Genomic DNA, 18738 nt, shown 5'->3' on the forward strand with positions numbered 1-18738 from the left:
TTTTTGTGGAATGGGCGTCCTCGCCCGTTCCAATATAAAGTACTTGATATAGAGGCGGGCAAGCAGCCTTGATACAAGGGCAAGGATGCCCACCCCACAAGATAGTTAATTTAATTTTTAAAAATTTCTTGCAAATTGTTAATAGCTTTCTCCGCAACTTCTGTAACATAAGTACAGTTATCTTCTAAAGCTTGTTTCCAAACTGATTGTAATCCAGAACGATTCAGTACAAAAAGAGAGTCTGCTGCAAAAATACGTACATATACATCTTCGTCTTCCAGCAATAAAAAAGTTAATGTATCTAATGATTTACTATTATTGTAGTTTTGAAGCTGTTTTGCAACAATTTGTCTAGGTCCACGTGATTTCTTTTCTCGATATACTTCATTTAATAAACATCTTAAAACTTCATCACTTTTATAGTTTCCTAAAGCAGATAACGCTCCTGAGCGCACTTTTTCTTCAGAATCTGTTTCTGCTAATTTAATTAAATATGGTATACTTTTACTATCGTTGATATATCCTAAGTTACAAGCTGCTGTACCACGGACTTCTGGGTCTACATCATTAAGGAAAGGTAATATTATATCAAAAGCATTATCTGGTTTAAGAGTTCCTATTTTGTCCAGAGCTAACTCTTTAATCTCTGTATTGGGGTTTTGTAAATCTGTTAATGCTATTTGTAGCTCATCCATATAAATTTGAACACTTGGTTTATCAACTTGGTTTTGGGCACCCACGCATTTAAAGCTATGCTTCTACTAGTATTAATTTATTGGCACTAATCCAAATTAATCAAATTATACACTAAAATGATGCATGATAAAATCAATTATGATTAAATTTTGCAATAATGCAGTTTCCTGTTGTAAGTCTGGGAAAATTTCCTACTAAATCATTTAGACTATATACGTGTATGGCTTACAAAAAAGAACAGTATGAGCAGTAACCTTTTACAACGCATTACCTATAATCCTGACATTTGCCACGGCAAACCTTGTATCAGGGGACTTCGTTATCCTGTAGAATTAATACTTGAATTACTTAGCGCTGGCATGACAGCTGATGAAATTTTAGCAGATTATGACGATTTAGAGCGGGAAGATATTTTTGCTGCTCTGCAATTTGCTGTACGCCTTAGCCAAGTTAAAAGTATACATAAAATTGCCTCATGAAATTTCTGGTTGATGCTCAATTGCCTGTTCAACTCGCTCGATTCCTTGAATCTACAGGTTATGATACAATCCACACAAAAGATTTACCTAATAAAAATGCTACATCAGATATAGAAATCAATGCGGTATCAATACGGCATGAACGTATAGTAATTACAAAGGATTCTGATTTTTTAAATTCTTTTTTAACAATTAAAGAACCATTTAAATTACTACTTGTGACAACAGGAAATATTAATAACTTAGAATTACAAGCATTATTTGCAGCTAACTTACAATCCTTAGTGGAATTATTTAACAGTCACTCCTATATTGAAATGAGTAGCGATTCAATTATTGTTCACTTGTAATTAAAGATTGATGGTTATTGGATGGTGCGTCACTGTACTTTATTTTCGTGCTTAGTAAGCGATTGCTAATGCAGTGACGCACCCTACCTTTGATTAATAACCCTAAATCAATCTTCTTCCTTTGTGCCCTTTGTGCATCACTTTTAAAAAAATTAACCAAAAGCAAAATTGTAGAGGATGACAAAGTTGACAATAGGTATAAGCATCAACAAAAGCATCCAAGGATTTTTTCCTAGCTTCTTAAGAATATTGACAAATGCAATAATTAAGAATATGAGAGCGACAAAATTTACAATTGGAATAAAAAGACCAATAATCCACCAGGGGGACTGGTCTCCTGCTTTGTACATTATCCAATTATTTAAGATTGGTACCCAGGCAAACCAAGCATTCGGCTCTCCCAATTTCTGGTATATATTATAGAAACAGTAACTACCGAATACATACCCAGCTATACCAATAATAAATCCTATGAAACTGCCTGCTGTACTCTCGCTGCCTGAACTGCTTTGAGCTAACAAGCTAATTGAACTCGCATCAAATATCTGTAGTAGCATTCTTATTTATCCTTCAATAAAGAGATGTCATTATTTTTTACGTGTATTACAATACACTTGTTTTATCTAATAAGTTTAGATACTGTTGAATATATGACATATTTTTTGCGACAACCTCAGTATTAATACTGCTAAAGCAAAATTTGGATTGGTGTTTTATTGATAAGGAATATAGAAGATGCTTGCAGCTTTATATTTGTTACATTTTATTTAGATACATTAAGTAGCTGCAATCAGTTGAATCGTAGATAAACGTGCTTTTAAAACTGACATATTAGTTTCATCAATGTTAAAATTAAAAATCATTATCTTATCCGGTTGAGGGGTATGCTGATATACATAATCTTTAACTTTTTTAGAAACGCAAATTAGACTAGCTTGTTCTAAAAGTTGGGGATTTTTCTTTATGTCCTTTAATCCTAGAGTTTGATATTTTACATGAGAAACACTAGCTTGCTGTAGCATCTTTTTCATTTTATCGCTTTCAGCTACTTCATAAAGATGTGTGTACACGGTAGCCTTAATACGAGAAATTTTTACTAATACCAGGCGCCGCCAACCTTATATAAACATATTTAGATGCTTCGTACCTCAGCATGACATAAGATGCGTGCGAAAGCGGGAAAACTGTGTTAACTTTCACGACTCATGACATAAGATGCTACCCTGCGGGAAAACTGCGCCCTTCGTACCTCAGCATGACAATAATATGGGCAGGCAAGGATGCCCACCCCACACTCATAACTCATCCGTTACATCCGTTATATCCGTTGCCAGTTAGCTCCCCAACATTTGTAAGTTGTGCAGAGTCGCATATAACCCTCCTTGCTCTATTAGTTGTTCATGACTTCCTTGCTCTATAAGCTCACCTCGTTTTAATACAAATATCCTATCTACATTACGTATGGTAGATAAACGGTGGGCGATAATTATGGCAGTACGGTCAATTAGTAGTTCGTCTAACGCTTTCTGAACTAATGCTTCTGTACCTACATCTAAACTTGCTGTAGCTTCGTCTAATACTAAAACTTGGGGGTCACGTATAGCAGCACGTGCAAATGCTAAAAGTTGTTTCTGTCCACTTGAAAGGTTTGTTCCTCTTTCTCGTAGTTGTGTATGATAATTTTGCGGTAGTTGTTCGATAAATTCTGCGACGTTGGTTTTTTCTGCTGCTCGTTGCACTTCTTCTATTGTGTACCCATCTCCCAAAGATATATTTCCTTTTACGTCTCCTGCAAATATAAACCCGTCTTGCAATATTACTGCCATGTATCGCCGCAGTTCGGCTTGCGGTACGTCACGGATGTCGATACCATCTATTAATATTTGCCCTTGTGTTGGTTCGTAAAGACGACACAATAATCTTATTATCGTACTTTTCCCGGCGCCTGTGGGTCCAACTAATGCTATTTTTTCACCTGGCTGAATCACAAAGTCCAGGTCTTTAATTACATAATCATTATCTTTGTATGCAAACCATACATGCTCAAATCTTATTTCTCCACGCTTGGCTGTAACCTCATGTTCATCCAGATTATTAACAATTTCGTCAATATAGCCAAATTCAAACCCTGATAAGTGCCGTGACGCTTGATCACGTATTTCTATTGGTTCGTCTAAAATATCACTGACTCGCTCTATTGCTGTAAACCCTGCCTGAATAACTGTAAACTTTTCGGCAAATTGCTGCAATGGGTCAAATAGTCTTTGTGCGTACAAAATAAACGTCGAGAGAATAGCAAACGTTAACTGCTGTTTGAGTAGTAACCATCCTCCTAGCCATAGTACACCAGAAATAGCTATCAATGAAATCCATTCGAGCGTCGCTGATACTGATGAATCAAAAAATATTGTTCGGTCTACTTCTTTTACATAACTATTATTTGACTGTCTATATAGTTTCGCATTAAATTTCTCACGTCTAAATAGCTGGACAACATTTATACCTGTGATATTTTCTTGTAGCTGCGAGTTTAGTACCGAAAGTTCTTCCCTTGCTTTATAATTGGCTTTCCGGTACTGCTGCTGAAAGTAAATGATTAATGCTCCTATTGGTATTAGTGTCAAAATTAACATCAATGCTAGCTGCCACTGAACCGTAAACATAAAGCTAGCTATTACTAGCATTGATAGTACATCTGCTAGTATACCTATGGCGCCTGTTGAAAATACATCTCCTAATGCTTCAACATCGCTTGTCAACCGAGTAATCAATTTCCCTACAGGTGTACGGTCAAAGTACCTTACAGCTAAAGATGTGACGTGATGAAATAAGTCTTGACGTATTTCTGCTGTAATATTCTGTCCAACTTTCTGAACCAGATATCCCTGAAACCCTCTTAATAACAACTGAATAAGTACTGTTACTAAAAATGCACCTTCGATGATTTGTAACCCTTCCATTAACGTACCCCGTTTAAAAAACGCATACGTACTCGGTTCGTTACGAATTAATGAAATTGCTTGCCCTATTAATAAGGGTTGTGCTGCATTGCCTATTGCTATTGGCACTAGCAATAACATCGATACTGTTAATAACTTGTAATGCCGACGCGCGTATGGCGCCAACCGTAAAAACAGTCGCCAGTCTGTTTCACTACGGCGACGTTGAGTAGATTTGGGTAGTGTATTGGTGATGCTCATATGAGCATTATATTAATTTTACTTGACAAAAATACTGGCGCCTTAAAGTTTTACCTAAAATTACTTAAAAAGTAATATCGGTCAAAAATGCCCAAATTTCTAGGTTTCTTTACATTCTCTTACATTAAATTTATATAAGACATATTATTTTCCCCCTAATATGTAAATTACACATACTGTTTTTTATAAATACACGGAATTTACTGAGAAAAGCTATGGTAAGAAAAAGTATTGCATGGCTAATTCCTACAGTCGCTATAGCGGTTTTTGGCACCAATTTACGCGCGCAAGCACAAACAACTAAAAATTTTGAGATTCAATATAACACCTTAACTCAAATTGTTCCTTTTCAACCAGGATTTGTTAGAGCAACTATTAGAGGTACAAGTTCGGATGGTGCCTTTGGGTTAAATTCTTTCCTTAGCGAGACTTATGGTCGGCTTGACAATCCAGACGAATTTCCCGTAGTTAGTCCCATAGCTAGGTATACTTTTAACTCCGAACCTACTGCAATCGGCCTACCAAGTACTCTTCCAGCTTTCTTTGATACATACTCTGGTGGTGCCAATCAATTGTTTGGCAAAGCTGACGATAGGGCTGAAGTTAATTTCGCCACAGGCAATATTCAAGGTGGTGGTACTATTACCATCTTCGGTGGAACTGGTGTATTTGAAAATGCTACTGGTAAAATCACTTTTACTCAGCAAGACGCATTTGACCCATCTAATATTCCTCCTGAAGGTGTGCCAGGTGTGGCTATACTCAAATTTGACATACAGACACCCACACGGCAAGTTCCAGAATATACGCCTACTTACACTTTAGTTTCCGCCGGCTTGGTAGGCGCTGTTTTATTAAAAAGGGGAAAAAGACAGAAGGAAAATAACTTCCTTTAACTTTTCCCTGCCAAAACTTTTTACACTAATCTTCGTGGTCGTCGAATGGGTCAGCGAGCTGCTTCGATGGAGGACCGAAAGAAGTGTAAATTGAGGCTCCGGTAATGACAACGACTATAGCGCTGACCGCTATTATCATTACCGTTGCCGGTTCTAAATTGCTAAGAGATGTTGCAAAATCCATATATTTGGGGTGAATTATGAGTGCCATTATTATAAAATATTACAAAAAGATAAGCTAAAAGCATACCCGCTTTGGACTTATCTTGCAAAAAAATGCTTAGTATGGTTTTTCTACCGTCAAAACATAACCTAATTATTTTGGTTAAAGTATTTGCGATTTGTGGCATACTAAGCATTTGAAGTTCCTCCAAAACTTAAAGTAGAAGCAATGTAATATTTGTTTGTATTTTATGGAACAATAAAACTAAGTCTGAAAAGGCGAGTTTAACCCAGATTATTCTGCGGGGTTTTCCGTAGGAGTCTCAAAAAAAGATAAATATTGGGTTTAGCAAATAATATTAACGGTGAATTATGGCACAACGGACACGATTAGGAGATATCCTCAGACCTTTAAATTCTGAATACGGTAAAGTTGCTCCTGGTTGGGGAACCACTCCCCTTATGGCTGTTTTTATGGGACTCTTTTTCGTTTTCTTGCTGATTATCCTGCAACTTTACAACAGATCCATCGTTATTCAAGATGTGATGGTTGATTGGCGTACTGTCGGCAAGTAATTCTTTTGTATTACTTTAATTAATTGAAGCCCGGTATTTGCCGGGTTTTTTTATGCTATCGTAACTTTGCTTGCAAGGCGCCTACGTTTAAGTCAAATTATCCTATATATATAATGCTCAGGTAGACGGGAGAAGGAATATGAATTTTTTTGGTATTGGTTTGCCGGAAATGGCTGTAATTATGGTAGTAGCGCTTTTAGTGTTTGGTCCTAAGAAGTTGCCTGAAATTGGACGCAGCATGGGTAAAGCTATTCGTGGTTTTCAAGATGCGTCACGTGATTTCCAAGACGAGTTCCAAAAGGAAGCATCACAGCTACAAGAAGCTGTACAGACTAAAGCGGAAATTGAACCCAAGCAACTTGAAGCAACACAGAAAGAAGAAGTTTAAATTATTCTGGGGAAGAATTTACAATGTAGTACAGGTAATATAACTTCCCCTTATTTGATTCTTCGATTATTTTGACTTTTTATGGACAAAACTATAGTAATTCCTCAATTAATTGTTGGTTTGGGTAATCCAGAACCAAAGTATGAACAGACGCGGCATAATATAGGCTTTGCTGCGATTGATGCGCTGACGCGAACTCTCAAAATATCTGTATCAGAAAATAAAAAATTTCAGGGAGAATACGGTGAAGGCTCAATTGGTGGCGATAAAATTCGTTTACTAAAGCCGCTTACGTACATGAATCGTTCAGGTCAGTCTATCCAAGCTGTTTTGAACTGGTATAAACTGAGTCCAGAATCTGTACTGATTATTTATGATGATATGGATTTGCCATTGGGCAAAACTCGATTACGGTTATCAGGGTCTGCTGGTGGGCATAATGGCATGAAAAGTGCTATCGCGCATTTGGGTACAGATAATTTTCCTCGCTTGCGTATTGGTATTGGTAGACCAAAAAATGAACAAGTTGAGGATACTAAAACGATTTCTCATGTTTTAGGTAAGTTTAACGCTTCTGAAAACCAGTTAATGACAGATGTTCTTGATTTTGTTGTTGAAATTGTAGAACTTTCTGTAAAACAAGGTGTGGAGAAAGCAATGAACCGATGTAATAGTAAAACTTTTGCGGCGCCTTCTTTGGATAAACCTGATTGAATGTAGGGGCGGGCAAGGATGCCCGCTCCACAAGAGAACCCACCCAGAATATATTTATTCCCAAGCTCCGCTATCTATCAACGCGCGAAACTCTTTACTATACATAGCTTTATTCCAATTCTTTGCTGCTCGCACTTGAATTGGGGTCATATATTTGGCATCTCGCATATCAGTTCCTTGGAGGTCTGCACCCGAAAGGTCTGCACCACTTAAATTGGCGCCACTGAGGTTTGCAAACTGAAGTTTTGTTCCAACAAGATTGGCGCCTTGGAGGTCAGCATTCTGTAAATTGGCACTTTGAAAATTTGCACGTTGGAGATTTGCATTTTGTAAATTGGCTCCCTTCAAATTCGCAAATTGTAATTTGGTTTGATAAAGGTCAGCACTCTGTAAATCTGCTCCTCTTAAATCAGCACTTACTAATGTCGCTTGCTGTAAGTTCGCCATTTGTAGGTTAGCTTCTACAAGTTTGCTACTTTGCAGGTCTGCTTGTAAAAGATTCACCTGCTGTAAGTTAGCTTTCTCGAAATTAGCTTGCTGTAAATTAGCTTGCTGTAAATTAGCTTGCTGCAAGTTGGCTTTGTAGAACAATGCTTCTTGAAGACTCGCTTGTTGTAAATTAGCTTGCTGAAGATTTGCTTCAATAAGCTTGGCTTTTTGAAGATTGGCTTGACTTAAGTCCGCACGCTGTAATTTTGCCTCTTGAAGATTTACTTGCTGTAAGTCCGCACGTTGAAGTGATGCTTCTTGAAGTGTTGCGTAACTCATGTTAGAAAACGAAAGCTTTGCTCTGTAGAGGTCTGCTTTTTGTAGGTCTGCTTTTTGCAGGTCTGCACTTTGAAGCAAAGCTTCCCGAAGTACTGCCTCTTGGAGATTCGCTTGCTGAAAATTAGCAAACTGGAGTTTTGCTTGTTCTAAGTTTGCCATTTGCAGGTCAGCAAACTGAAGGTCTGCTTGTTCTAGTGTCGCTCCTTGAAAATTAGCATCTTTTAATACAGCGCTGCGAAAGTCAGCCATCCGAATCACAGCGTTGCTAAAGTCAGCGTTCCGAAGGTTTTGACCGCGAAATAGTTGACCGAGAACATTTTGACCGGAGAAGTCCTGTGCAGCCATAACAACATAAAAAAATTACATACCTTGAGATTGTCTGGTATATTCCAGATAAAGTCTTGCAAGCACTATACATTTCATATTCATTTTGGAGATACTAGTGATTGGAAAGATACAGAAAATCAAGAAAAAAGCGAACTTCCGCAAAAGAAGCTCGCCTATACGCTGAGGGAAAACTGTAATTTCATGCTCTATAGCAGAAGTTAAACTTTAACAAAATAGCCTATGTATATTTTTTTATTAAAGTTTTAAAATATACGTTATTTGCCTTGACTGAGACGAAAATTACGCTCGGACTTTTAACCTTTTTCTTTTTTCCACTTAATTAAAATATCAAACGCCCTAATACTTACATCTCGGTTTAGACTATGCAAGCTTTTATACTTAAGCTTCATTAAAAAAATACAATTTTACAATCTTTATACTTTCGTCAAAAAAAAATTTGTGTTACAAATAATACAAGTACGTAGATTTTGAGAAAGTGCTAATGAAGCTCAAATCGTAAATATTTACGTGCAAACCATTATTTCTCATTAATGGTTCATGATTTCTTTATAAAACTTCTAGGCATATTTATGTATAACTTCGTTTAAGGAATTGTAAAGCTTGCTTTAATCAGTATTGTAAAATGTAACTATATAGGTTTTTATTGAAATGATTACAATTGTAGTAACCATAAATATTCTGATTTCCGTAATATTGCTGTATGTAGCTTGGAGAGTTTGGTTGTTAAAGCGGTCGTTTATGAATTTGAAGAATGCTTTCAATACAGCTTCACGTAATTCTCACGCAGTTCTTTCGACTCTTCCTAACTTTCTCTACGCTCGACAGAAAGTCATTAAAAATTTACGTCAACGGAACCAAGGTTTAGAATCACAGTTTCAAAAATCTACTCAGGCATTGAGTATACTGCTTATAGTCTCAAGACTTTGGCGCCGTCGTGGTCAATAATTTAACTTTTAGTTAAATTTTTTGATGATTATTTGTTTTTAATGCCAGATGAGGTTCTTTGGCGCATAGAATGGTTAAAAGGGGAGAGGAAGCATAAAATGTCTAATAAAGGTTCTGGAAAGTTTTTTGGTGGTTTAATGCTAGGAGCTACAATTGGTGCCTTAACTGGTTTACTCGTGGCGCCACGTACTGGTAAACAAACTCGTCAACTATTGAAAAAATCTGCTGATGCTTTACCAGAATTAGCAGAAGACTTATCCACCAGCGTTCAAATTCAAGCTGATCGCATATCGAGTAGCGCTTTGCGAAACTGGGATGATACATTAGTACGGCTGAAAGAAGCTTTAGCAGCAGGTATTGATGCCAGTTTTAGAGAAGCCAATGCCATTAGACAGAGAGATCAAGATTTTGACTCAGATACAATGAACCAGCAGTTAGATAACTAGATAATTATATTATTGTGACAGAACCTTTGTTTTGGCTAGGTTTATCTCTTCTTTTAGTCGCTGCTAGTTTAGCTGCCGTATTAGTTGCTGCTATTCCAGCATTGCAGGAATTAGCACGTGCAGCTCGTAGTGCGGAAAAATTATTTGATACACTGTCGCGAGAACTACCCCCTACTCTCGATGCTATTCGCACCACAGGTTTAGAAATTACCGACTTAACCGACGACGTTAGCGAAGGAGTTAAAAGTGCCGGTCAAGTCGTCAAGCAAGTTGACCAAAGTCTTGAAGGCGCCCGAAAACAAGCGCAAAATGTACAAGTAGGCACTCGTAGTCTTTTGACTGGCATCAAAACAGCTTGGAAAACCTTCACACGTCCAAAAGCTTCGCGTAGAACTCCAGAGCGACAACCATTGCGCGACTGGGAGTATCAACAAGAAAATCGGCGCCAGAAAGAGGAAATTTACCCAGGTGACGATATATACGAAGAATCAGTAGGTTGGGTAAATGGCTACGACAAGAAAAAAATAAATAATGACATATATCCAAAAACCGTAAAACCCGCTGACACAGAAGATTGATCTGGCAACGGATGTAACAAATGTAACGGATATAATTGCGAATCATCCGTTACAGGAGCGTTACCGTTGCCAAAATTTCTACTTTTAGTGAGAAAATAATCAGTTAAATCAACCAGAGTATAAATTATTCAATGTAGGATTTTTCATGATTACTCAAGATTGTGTAGATGTAAACTCAGTGGAGACAGACGAAAGCTTGCGGCGCCAAATTCAAATCAAAACAACACAACTTGAAATAGCGCGTCACTCTAACATGCATCTTGTTGCTGAGACTCTACAGCAGCAATTAGACGAATTAGATAAAAACCGTAACTTCAACGCATTAATGACCTTATTCGATGATTAACTCATGTAGCACAGGCATCCTGCCTGTGTATTAAATTATTCAAGGCACCATAAAGCTATATTACAAAATAAAAGTTGTCATTAGTTCATACTCGTCTATGGTTGAAAACCATAAACTAATAGTTTAAGTCCATTTTAAATGGACTATTAATAAAAGTATCTGTAATTAGAGCTTGCTGAATAGAGCTATAACCTTTACCATGTAACGGTTTCAAGCATTTTGATTCCAATTATATCCAAGAAAAAGGCGCCTACAGGCTCAAAATCCGTGCATTTGCGTAGAAAAATTAGGGCTTGATTTGTAAGCCAACTTCCGAAACAACCATTTTTTATACCGTGAGCGCGTCTAGATTCATTTTGTGGAGTTTTTCAGCAAACCCTAATTATAATGTTATGAGGTGGCACGGTTATGTGACCTTGTAACACTGCCAATAGTAAAGCGTGCCGTAATTATTGATAAGTGGTATAGAATTGTCAGAGTTAAAATTACCGATAAAATAATAGATGGTATTAATGGTGCCAATTTGGTAACAGCTATTTTAGGTACAGCAGGTTTAAGAACCAATGTACTTTGATCTTTTTTGTTAAAATGGACAAATTTCCTGACGCCAACCAGATCGAATGGTGAGATAATCTTTAAGATACTCGCAACCGCGCGATAGTAAATCGTCTAAACTTAAGTTCCACAGAATTATAGTTCCGTCATTACTAGCAGAAGCTATAGTTTGTTCATCCAGGCTAAAACTTACACTTGATACATAATCTATATGTCCTTTAAACGTAGTAATTAAAGTACAGAAACATGGTTATATATTTCTCGCAAAATCGAAAATTATAAGCCTGAACAAGGCAAAGTTCTTGCTTGGGCTAATTTCATCTTGGATAAACGTTTTAAAGATGCTATCAGGCGCCATAACAAAAACAAACTAAAATCTTTAGATGAGCCAATATACTTAGAAGGTGGCTCAGAAACCACACTGCTAACACTTCTAGATACTATTCCACATACTCAAAATCAAGTTGATGATTGGGAGGAGTTACAAGATTATTTAGAAGAAGACCCAAAAGGTGTATTCGCACGAGAACATATTAAAAATCATCTAGAGGTAAATTTTCGAGCCATTGCATTACGTAGGTTGGCAAGACAATCTTGGAAAGATATGTCTATTGAATGGGGTATTACTATATCAACATTAAGTAGTTTTTATCGACGTTACGTAGATAAGCAGAAATAGATTATAAAGTTATTCGTAGCTAGTTAGTTGGGTTCCGTTCCTCCACCCAACCTACGCTTTGTATTGTTATTATTTGTTCGTTCGGCAAGGGTAATTATAATGTTAACGTTTCGGCGCCGCCTCCCCGAATTTTATCAGCAATGCGATAGCGATACTTACTATCATTATTAGTGCCATACTTAAGGCTGACCCAAAGCCCCAGTTTTGTGTTGCTCCTAAGAATTGATTGTATATCAAACGGGCGCCTGTCATGCTAGAAGTGCCACCTAGTAGTTCTGGGTTGACGAAATCTCCTAGTGTGGTGATAAATACTAAAAATGAACTTGCTGCTACTCCGGTTATCACTTGTGGTAATGTTGCTTTATAGAACACTTGTACATGATTGGCGCCGAGGTCTGCTGCTGCTTCGAGTTGACGTTTATCTAATTTTTCAAGTGAGGCATATAAAATTAACACCATATAAGGTAAAGCACTATAAGTCATGCCAATATAGACGGCAGCGTTTTGGTTAAGGATATTTAGTGTAGGTAAGCCGAAGCTGTTTAGTATAGTGTTAAGTAAACCTGTAGGACGCAAAATTGTTATCCAGGCATAACTACGAAGTAACGAAGAAGTCCATAATGGTAGTACAAATCCGATTAAAATAAAATTTCGCCATCGTTGCGGTACTAGTTGAGCTATCCAGTAAGCGACAGGGAAGGCTAAAATTAAGCAAATTGCTGTTGTGCCAAGAGCAAATGAGAATGAACGTCTAATTACCTGTAGATAAATAGGGTCAAGTATACGATTATAGTTTGTAACTAATGCTTTCCAGATTTTGTGCCAGTTTTGAAAGTCTATAAACTGGTTGTAGTCTGTGATGCCACCTGGGTTGACTATATCTCCTGGTCGTATACCTGGTACTAAACTTAACTGAAATATGATTAATGTTGGTAGTACTAATAGTAGTATGAGCCAAACACCTGCTGGCGCCAGTAGTAAAAATGGTTCTAACCATTTTATTTTTGGTTTCGTGCGCTGTATTTTTTCGACTTCGACAGTTTGAGGTAATGGATATTGCGTTGACATAATTTTATTCTTAACTCCTAACTCCTAACTCCTAATTCCTAACTTTCTTACGCGCTTGTTAGTTGAGTCCAATAGCGTTCGTACATTTCTTCTGCTTCACCTATGGGAGAAAGACGTTCGCATTTTGCAAGTACTTCTTCTTTGGGGAATAGGGTGGGTTTGGTTTGTATTTGTTTTGGTAGTTGTTCAAATGCTGCACGGTTGGGAGTTGCAAGACTTTGACGTAGGGAAAGTTGTGCTGATACTTCTGGTTGTAATAAGTAGTTTATCCATGCATAGGCGCCTGTTGGGTTTGGTGCGCTTTTTAATATGGCAAGTGTGTCTGTCCACAAGGAGGTTCCGCTTTTGGGTATTGCGTATTGCAATTTGGGATTTTCTTTGGTGAGTTTTATGGCGTCGCTAGAGTAACACATTGCCACAAGTAAGTCTCCAGCTAAGATTTTGTTTCGCCAAGCATCTGTATCAAAGCCAGCAAGTGATGGTTTTAGTTCTTTAAGTTTTTCGTATGCTTGTTTCAATTCGCTTTCGTTCTTTGAGTTATAGGAATAACCCAACATTTTTAACGTTCCTCCAAAGACTTCGCGGGTATCGTTGAGTAAAGTCATTTTTTGATTGAGTTTTTCACGATTTTTCCACAAATAATCCCAGTCATCTGGAGGTGTTGTGATGACTTCTGAGTTATAAATAAAACCTGTTGTTCCCCATGTGAAGGGTATGCTGTAACGGTTGTTGGGGTCGTAAGGAGGATTTTGAAATTGTGGAAATAAATTATCGACACCTATTAGTAAATTATGTTTGATTTCGTTTATTAATCCTTTTTCTACCATCTTCTGCACTACGTAGTCAGATGGATAGATTACACTATAGGCGCCTCCTCCTCCTGCTTGGATTTTTGCCTGCATGATATCGTTAGATTCGTACAGGTCTGCAAATAATTTAATCCCTGTTTGAGCAGTAAAAGTTTTGAGTAATTCTTTATCGTCGGCGTATTGTGTCCATGTATATAAATATAGTTGGTCGCGCTGTTCGGATGTAGTCGCATTGGCTCGAACATTGCCAAGTTTCCAACCACAACCAGCTAACGATAAACCCGATAAGCTTAATAAGGCTTTTATTAAATTTCTTCTATTCATTTTTTTATTCCCCAATAGCTATACAATCGGTTTCTGACCACCATGCGTATATGGGGGTGTTTGGGTCGGGTATTATGCCTGCTGTATTTGGTTGCATGACGGTAATGTGAATTGTTGGTGCAATTTCAACTACGTAGTTAACTCTAGTTCCCAAATACATAACATTGATGAGTCGTCCTTCAAAGCAATTCTTTTGTACGCTGGGTTTATATAGCGATAGCTGAATTTTCTCTGGACGCACGCTTACTGTTACTGACTGCATCTCTTGGGGTGAGTGTTCTGTACGACTAACAATTATCTTTAGCTGTTGTTTTGTTAAAACTTGTAAATTATTAGCGTCGATGTCAACAATTTGACCAGCGAATAGGTTAGTATCACCGATAAAATTAGCGACAAATGCTGTTCGGGGTTGTTCGTAAATTTCTGCTGGGGTGCCTATCTGCTCGACTTTGCCTTTATTCATTACGGCAATACGATTACTGAGCGAGAGTGCTTCTTCTTGGTCATGTGTCACCATAATGAAGGTTAACCCTAGCTCTCGGTGCAGGTTAGATAATTCTAGTTGCATTTCTTTACGTAACTTTAAATCGAGGGCGCCGAGTGGTTCATCGAGTAATATAACAGCTGGACGATTCACTAATGCACGTGCTAAAGCAACTCGTTGTTGCTGTCCACCCGATAGTTGGGCAGGATGACGAGCTTGAAACCCCTCCATTTTGACTTGCGCTAATGCGTCTTTGACACGAGTTTGGATTTCTGCTTTTGATAGTTTTTTCAAACGTAAACCAAACGCGATGTTATCCCAAACGTTTAAATGATTAAACAAAGCATAACTTTGAAAAACAGTATTAACAGGTCTTTTGTAAGGTGGAACGTTTGTCATAGACTCTCCACGAATAAACAACTTACCTGCGTCAACAGTTTCAAATCCTGCTATCATTCGCAATGTCGTTGTTTTTCCACAACCAGAGGGACCTAAAATACTAAAAAACTCACCCTGTTTTACGTCTAAATCTATGCCGTGTACTGCTGGTTCTTGGTTAAAAAATTTGAAAGCTCCTTGCAGTGAGACATCTATCGACCTAGTTTTTGTCATATTACCCTGATTATCCCTGACAGCTTGCCACATAATCCCTAATTCAGTATTAATACGTAATTGCAAGCTACCTTATGTAGCCTATTAGGCAGACAAAAAATAGCTCTTTGATTTATTGTACCCATCAATAATAAAAACACCCATTCCGATATTACTAATTAAATCCCCGATAAAAATGACCGCAGTCGGATATAAATAACAATATTATTAAAATTACAGTTACTTTTATGGCTTTACTCGAAAACAACCAGCTAGGTAAGAAAAAAGAAGGACGGACGGTCGGACGCGGCACCCAGTCCATAGCCCTAATTATATTTACATTGGTTGCTTCAGTAGCAATTGAGGCACGTTTGGCATATTTACAGGTTATACAAGGACATTCCTTTAGCGACCGAGCTAAAGCCAACCGAGTTCGCGTTATATCCAAACAGCCGGAACGCGGTAACGTTTTTGACAGGAATGGAAAATTATTAGCGACAACACGTTATCCACGTTCGGTGTATTTGTGGCCAATGGCACATGAAAAGGCTGGATGGGATGAAAAAATTGGCCCCCGTTTGTCAAAGATTCTTGGTATCCCACAGGAAGAAATTGAACAGAAGCTTGAAGAAGCTGGTTCAAACTCAACTTCTTTGGTACGTGTAGCGCGCGACCTCAACGAAGCACAGGTAACAGCACTTAAGGAATACGAAACTGAACTTAAAGGTGTAGAAATTCATACTGAGGCTGTACGTTATTATCCACATGGTTCATTAATGGCTCATGTGATAGGTTATACTCGTGAGTTAACTCCCGAACAGTTGAAAAAGCGCAAAGACGAAGGTTATCGTTTGGGCGATGTTATTGGTCAAATGGGAGTAGAAAAGTCTTATGAGAAGATGTTGCGCGGTGAGTGGGGTGGTCAAGAAGTTGAAGTAGACGGCGCCGGAAGACCACAGAAAGTGTTAGGTGAGAAACAAGCTAAAGCTGGTAACGATTTACACCTAACTATTGATTTAGATGTACAAATGGCAGCAGCAAAGGTGTTAGCTGCAACAGGAAAAAGAGGCGCCATCGTAGCACTTGACCCAAATAACGGGGCAGTATTAGCAATGGTATCCAATCCCAGTTTTGACCCAAATATATTCTCTAAGCAAAAAGTAAGTCAAAAAGACTGGGAAGTATTACAAGGTAAAGAGCATCCACTTGTAAACCGTGCGTTAAGTGCGTTTCCACCAGCGAGTACATTTAAAATTATCACAACCACAGCCGGGTTAGAGTCGGGTAAATTTAGCCCAAATACAGTACTACAAACCTTTGGTTCATTGACTGTGGGTGGAGTAACATTTGGAGAATGGAACCATGCTGGGTTTGGTCCATTAGGATTTCCTGGTGCGATGGCAATGAGTAGCGACACATTCTTTTATCAGGTAGGACGTGGGGTTGGTGGACCAAAGCTAATTGAATGGACGCGGAAATATGGGTTTGGGGAGAGAACAGGGTTTGAATTTACCTCAGAAGAGTCTAAAGGTTTAGTGCCTGATGAAACTTGGAAGCAAAAAGTATTTAGAATACCCTGGACTGTTGGAGACACCATTAACATGTCGATTGGTCAAGGCGCCTTACAAGTAACACCCTTACAAGCGGCTATTATGTTCGCGATACCAGCCAACGGTGGTTATCGTATAAAACCGCATTTACTCAAAGACCACGAAGAAGCCAAAAATTGGCGAACTTCAATAGGCATGAAAGATTCTACCGTCAAAGTGCTACGCGATGGTTTACGCAAAGTTATTACCGAAGGAACAGGTAAGCGCTTAAACCTACCAACTATTGCACCCGCAGCAGGAAAAAGTGGTACCGCTGAAGCAGGTGTTGGGCGCCCTAACCACACATGGTTTGGTGCATATGCACCATTCGATAAACCAGAAATAGTCGTAGTTGCCTTCGGTGAAAACTCAGGTCAACACGGGGGAGACTTCTGTGGACCAATGGCGTTAAGAGTACTTGAAGAATACTTCCAGAAAAAATACCCAGGTAAATACACAAAACCTGAAGTAGAAGGCGCCGACAAATAGCAACAGGAGAACTCCAGCAAATAACCCACAAAAATTAAATATTGAATTTTGCTAATCTTGTGGAACAGGCATTATTGCCTGTTCTATTCTTCAAACAGTTCTTGAAAAATCTGTAATTCTTTCATCGAAAAAGAACACAAAGGACACAAAGAAAAAAAGAAAAGAAGTTATATATCTACTGCGCTAAAGCGCGAATTTTTTATTTACAAAATTCGTAAACCGCTTCCAATTCGCGCGCAACACTTTCCAGTATACGAGCATGTGTACGACAACAAAAGCCAAAAAAGTATAAGATAGCCAGAAATGCATACTACGTCCCACATCAACCATCGCTCTATTTTGAGGAAAAATGTCGGGTAAAACAATTCCAAAGAACTTAACGTTATTGCTTTTAAATGAATTTGATAATAAAAATCCTGTAACAGGTACAGCCCACATAAACAAATATAAACTTGTGTGCAGTACAAAAATTCTCCACCATTCCAGCGTCAACTTCGGCGCCTTTTTAGTATATTTGCGAAACCAGACGCGCAGCAAAGTTAAAATGCGCCAAGTCAATAAAGCCATTGTTAGCACACCAATGGACTTGTGAAAATCATAAAGTGGTGAGCGTATTGGTACCTCACGCGCTAACCTTGCCATAAAAGAACCAGTGGCAAACAGCACTAAATAGCAAGTTGCCATCCACCAATGCACAGACATTAAATCTTTAAAGGCAGAATTTAACCTTGGTTTTATGTTTTTTTTAACCGACTGTACCGCACTCATACGTTATTCACACTATTTACGCAACATCCTCTACACTTCCCAGTATAGGTATGTTACATAAAATCTCGGTGAAAATAACATGAAAGATTTTTAATATAACTTAATTTAAGTTAATTTAGTTTAATATAGAAATAAATAAGTGGATATTAACGCTTCTGTACGCAATATCCACTTCGCTAAAATGTGAGTTGAATTCAGATTACGGAAAAAACTAACGAGACTCGGTACCTTGGTTAGGGCTACCAACAACAGTATCGTTCTCTGGCGCCTCTGGCATTGCACTAGGTTTAGCATCGCTCTTGGAAGCTACACCTGTTCTGCGGGTTTCTTCATCAATAGTTGACTGATATCCACCACCTGCTTCGGTGTTACTTTCGCTTGCTTTCTTGTTTTTATCTTCTTCGCTCATAGCTCTCTTCCTGGGTGTACTTTGTTTAGTTCTTGAGCTTATACTACGAACTCACAACGCCTATCCACATCTATCAAAAAT

General features: G+C 38.1%; 25 protein-coding genes. 13 read left to right on the top strand and 12 right to left on the bottom strand.

What is annotated here, in order from left to right:
* Positions 1 to 110: 110 nt before the first annotated feature.
* Entirely contained in the window at positions 111 to 695 is a 585-nt protein-coding gene (locus tag DSM106972_RS32750) for a HEAT repeat domain-containing protein (protein WP_127084615.1), read from the bottom strand.
* Between the two features lie 243 nt (positions 696 to 938).
* Here DSM106972_RS32750 and DSM106972_RS32755 point away from each other — a divergent pair, with 243 nt between their 5' ends.
* Together DSM106972_RS32755 and DSM106972_RS32760 are read left to right on the top strand one after the other, a co-directional pair.
* The gene (locus DSM106972_RS32755) at positions 939 to 1175 is read left to right on the top strand and encodes a DUF433 domain-containing protein (protein WP_127084616.1); all 237 of its coding nucleotides are present in this window, start codon (positions 939 to 941) and stop codon (positions 1173 to 1175) included.
* Positions 1172 to 1525 (top strand): DUF5615 family PIN-like protein, encoded by a 354-nt coding sequence (locus tag DSM106972_RS32760; protein WP_127084617.1) that lies wholly within the window; start codon positions 1172 to 1174, stop codon positions 1523 to 1525. Before DSM106972_RS32755 ends, DSM106972_RS32760 begins: the two co-directional genes overlap by 4 nt.
* Positions 1526 to 1677: 152 nt before the next feature.
* On the opposite strand, the gene DSM106972_RS32765 is transcribed toward DSM106972_RS32760, so the two are convergent.
* From DSM106972_RS32765 to DSM106972_RS32775, 3 genes are all read right to left on the bottom strand, one after another.
* The gene (locus DSM106972_RS32765) at positions 1678 to 2082 is read right to left on the bottom strand and encodes a DUF5684 domain-containing protein (protein WP_127084618.1); all 405 of its coding nucleotides are present in this window, start codon (positions 2080 to 2082) and stop codon (positions 1678 to 1680) included.
* A gap of 219 nt (positions 2083 to 2301) precedes the next feature.
* Positions 2302 to 2595: a hypothetical protein gene (locus tag DSM106972_RS32770; protein ID WP_127084619.1), complete on the bottom strand. Its 294-nt coding sequence runs from the start codon at positions 2593 to 2595 to the stop codon at positions 2302 to 2304.
* A gap of 264 nt (positions 2596 to 2859) precedes the next feature.
* Positions 2860 to 4725: an ABC transporter ATP-binding protein gene (locus DSM106972_RS32775; RefSeq protein WP_127084620.1), complete on the bottom strand. Its 1866-nt coding sequence runs from the start codon at positions 4723 to 4725 to the stop codon at positions 2860 to 2862.
* Positions 4726 to 4940: 215 nt separating this feature from the next.
* Between DSM106972_RS32775 and DSM106972_RS32780 the strand changes: the two genes are divergently transcribed.
* Complete coding sequence (locus DSM106972_RS32780) at positions 4941 to 5621, top strand: hypothetical protein (RefSeq protein WP_127084621.1); 681 nt, start codon at positions 4941 to 4943, stop codon at positions 5619 to 5621.
* 25 nt (positions 5622 to 5646) lie between these two features.
* On the opposite strand, the gene psbN is transcribed toward DSM106972_RS32780, so the two are convergent.
* Positions 5647 to 5805 (bottom strand): photosystem II reaction center protein PsbN, encoded by a 159-nt coding sequence (gene psbN / locus DSM106972_RS32785; RefSeq protein ID WP_073623058.1) that lies wholly within the window; start codon positions 5803 to 5805, stop codon positions 5647 to 5649.
* A gap of 350 nt (positions 5806 to 6155) precedes the next feature.
* Here psbN and psbH point away from each other — a divergent pair, with 350 nt between their 5' ends.
* The 3 genes from psbH (at position 6156) to pth (ending at position 7461) form a co-directional block, all read left to right on the top strand.
* Positions 6156 to 6359 carry a photosystem II reaction center phosphoprotein PsbH gene (gene psbH, locus DSM106972_RS32790; RefSeq protein WP_127084622.1) on the top strand — a complete coding sequence of 68 codons (204 nt, stop codon included), beginning with the start codon at positions 6156 to 6158 and terminating at the stop codon, positions 6357 to 6359.
* 139 nt (positions 6360 to 6498) lie between these two features.
* Positions 6499 to 6747: a TatA/E family twin arginine-targeting protein translocase gene (locus DSM106972_RS32795; RefSeq protein WP_127084623.1), complete on the top strand. Its 249-nt coding sequence runs from the start codon at positions 6499 to 6501 to the stop codon at positions 6745 to 6747.
* An 81-nt stretch (positions 6748 to 6828) separates the two neighbouring features.
* Entirely contained in the window at positions 6829 to 7461 is a 633-nt protein-coding gene (pth, locus tag DSM106972_RS32800; RefSeq protein ID WP_127084624.1) for an aminoacyl-tRNA hydrolase, read from the top strand.
* A 54-nt stretch (positions 7462 to 7515) separates the two neighbouring features.
* Here the strand turns inward: pth and DSM106972_RS32805 are convergent, their stop codons facing one another.
* Positions 7516 to 8574: a pentapeptide repeat-containing protein gene (locus DSM106972_RS32805; RefSeq protein WP_127084625.1), complete on the bottom strand. Its 1059-nt coding sequence runs from the start codon at positions 8572 to 8574 to the stop codon at positions 7516 to 7518.
* Positions 8575 to 9225: 651 nt separating this feature from the next.
* Here DSM106972_RS32805 and DSM106972_RS32810 point away from each other — a divergent pair.
* The 5 genes from DSM106972_RS32810 to DSM106972_RS51665 all read left to right on the top strand — a co-directional run bounded on the left by DSM106972_RS32810 (position 9226) and on the right by DSM106972_RS51665 (position 11466).
* Positions 9226 to 9522: a hypothetical protein gene (locus tag DSM106972_RS32810; protein ID WP_127084626.1), complete on the top strand. Its 297-nt coding sequence runs from the start codon at positions 9226 to 9228 to the stop codon at positions 9520 to 9522.
* Between the two features lie 98 nt (positions 9523 to 9620).
* Positions 9621 to 9968 carry a YtxH domain-containing protein gene (locus tag DSM106972_RS32815; protein WP_127084627.1) on the top strand — a complete coding sequence of 116 codons (348 nt, stop codon included), beginning with the start codon at positions 9621 to 9623 and terminating at the stop codon, positions 9966 to 9968.
* A 14-nt stretch (positions 9969 to 9982) separates the two neighbouring features.
* Positions 9983 to 10546 carry a DUF948 domain-containing protein gene (locus tag DSM106972_RS32820; protein ID WP_127084628.1) on the top strand — a complete coding sequence of 188 codons (564 nt, stop codon included), beginning with the start codon at positions 9983 to 9985 and terminating at the stop codon, positions 10544 to 10546.
* Between the two features lie 145 nt (positions 10547 to 10691).
* A complete protein-coding gene (locus DSM106972_RS32825) occupies positions 10692 to 10892 on the top strand; it encodes a hypothetical protein (RefSeq protein WP_019488573.1) in 201 nt (66 codons plus the stop codon).
* Between the two features lie 397 nt (positions 10893 to 11289).
* On the top strand, positions 11290 to 11466 hold the full coding sequence (locus tag DSM106972_RS51665) for a hypothetical protein (RefSeq protein WP_158632916.1): 177 nt from the start codon (positions 11290 to 11292) through the stop codon (positions 11464 to 11466).
* A gap of 9 nt (positions 11467 to 11475) precedes the next feature.
* Here the strand turns inward: DSM106972_RS51665 and DSM106972_RS32830 are convergent, their stop codons facing one another.
* Positions 11476 to 11679, bottom strand: a complete 204-nt coding sequence (locus tag DSM106972_RS32830; protein WP_127084731.1) for a WD40 repeat domain-containing protein — start codon at positions 11677 to 11679, stop codon at positions 11476 to 11478.
* Positions 11680 to 11769: 90 nt separating this feature from the next.
* On the opposite strand from DSM106972_RS32830, the gene DSM106972_RS32835 reads away from it, so the two are divergent.
* On the top strand, positions 11770 to 12126 hold the full coding sequence (locus DSM106972_RS32835; protein ID WP_233787411.1) for a hypothetical protein: 357 nt from the start codon (positions 11770 to 11772) through the stop codon (positions 12124 to 12126).
* 102 nt (positions 12127 to 12228) lie between these two features.
* On the opposite strand, the gene DSM106972_RS32840 is transcribed toward DSM106972_RS32835, so the two are convergent.
* The 3 genes from DSM106972_RS32840 to DSM106972_RS32850 are packed head-to-tail and all read right to left on the bottom strand — an operon-like array spanning position 12229 to position 15456.
* Entirely contained in the window at positions 12229 to 13194 is a 966-nt protein-coding gene (locus DSM106972_RS32840; protein WP_127084630.1) for an ABC transporter permease, read from the bottom strand.
* Positions 13195 to 13241: 47 nt separating this feature from the next.
* The gene (locus DSM106972_RS32845; protein WP_127084631.1) at positions 13242 to 14327 is read right to left on the bottom strand and encodes a polyamine ABC transporter substrate-binding protein; all 1086 of its coding nucleotides are present in this window, start codon (positions 14325 to 14327) and stop codon (positions 13242 to 13244) included.
* 4 nt (positions 14328 to 14331) lie between these two features.
* Positions 14332 to 15456: an ABC transporter ATP-binding protein gene (locus tag DSM106972_RS32850; protein ID WP_127084732.1), complete on the bottom strand. Its 1125-nt coding sequence runs from the start codon at positions 15454 to 15456 to the stop codon at positions 14332 to 14334.
* Positions 15457 to 15650: 194 nt separating this feature from the next.
* Between DSM106972_RS32850 and mrdA the strand changes: the two genes are divergently transcribed.
* Positions 15651 to 17480: a penicillin-binding protein 2 gene (gene mrdA / locus DSM106972_RS32855; protein ID WP_127084632.1), complete on the top strand. Its 1830-nt coding sequence runs from the start codon at positions 15651 to 15653 to the stop codon at positions 17478 to 17480.
* Between the two features lie 183 nt (positions 17481 to 17663).
* Here mrdA and DSM106972_RS32860 read toward each other — a convergent pair whose 3' ends face one another.
* On the bottom strand, positions 17664 to 18248 hold the full coding sequence (locus tag DSM106972_RS32860) for a cytochrome b (protein WP_127084633.1): 585 nt from the start codon (positions 18246 to 18248) through the stop codon (positions 17664 to 17666).
* Positions 18249 to 18459: 211 nt separating this feature from the next.
* Positions 18460 to 18657, bottom strand: coding sequence for a hypothetical protein (locus tag DSM106972_RS32865; RefSeq protein WP_127084634.1), 198 nt, complete (start codon positions 18655 to 18657; stop codon positions 18460 to 18462).
* Positions 18658 to 18738: the final 81 nt, after the last annotated feature.

Origin of the sequence: Dulcicalothrix desertica PCC 7102 (assembly GCF_003991905.1) — a bacterium.
Lineage (GTDB): Bacteria > Cyanobacteriota > Cyanobacteriia > Cyanobacteriales > Nostocaceae > Dulcicalothrix > Dulcicalothrix desertica.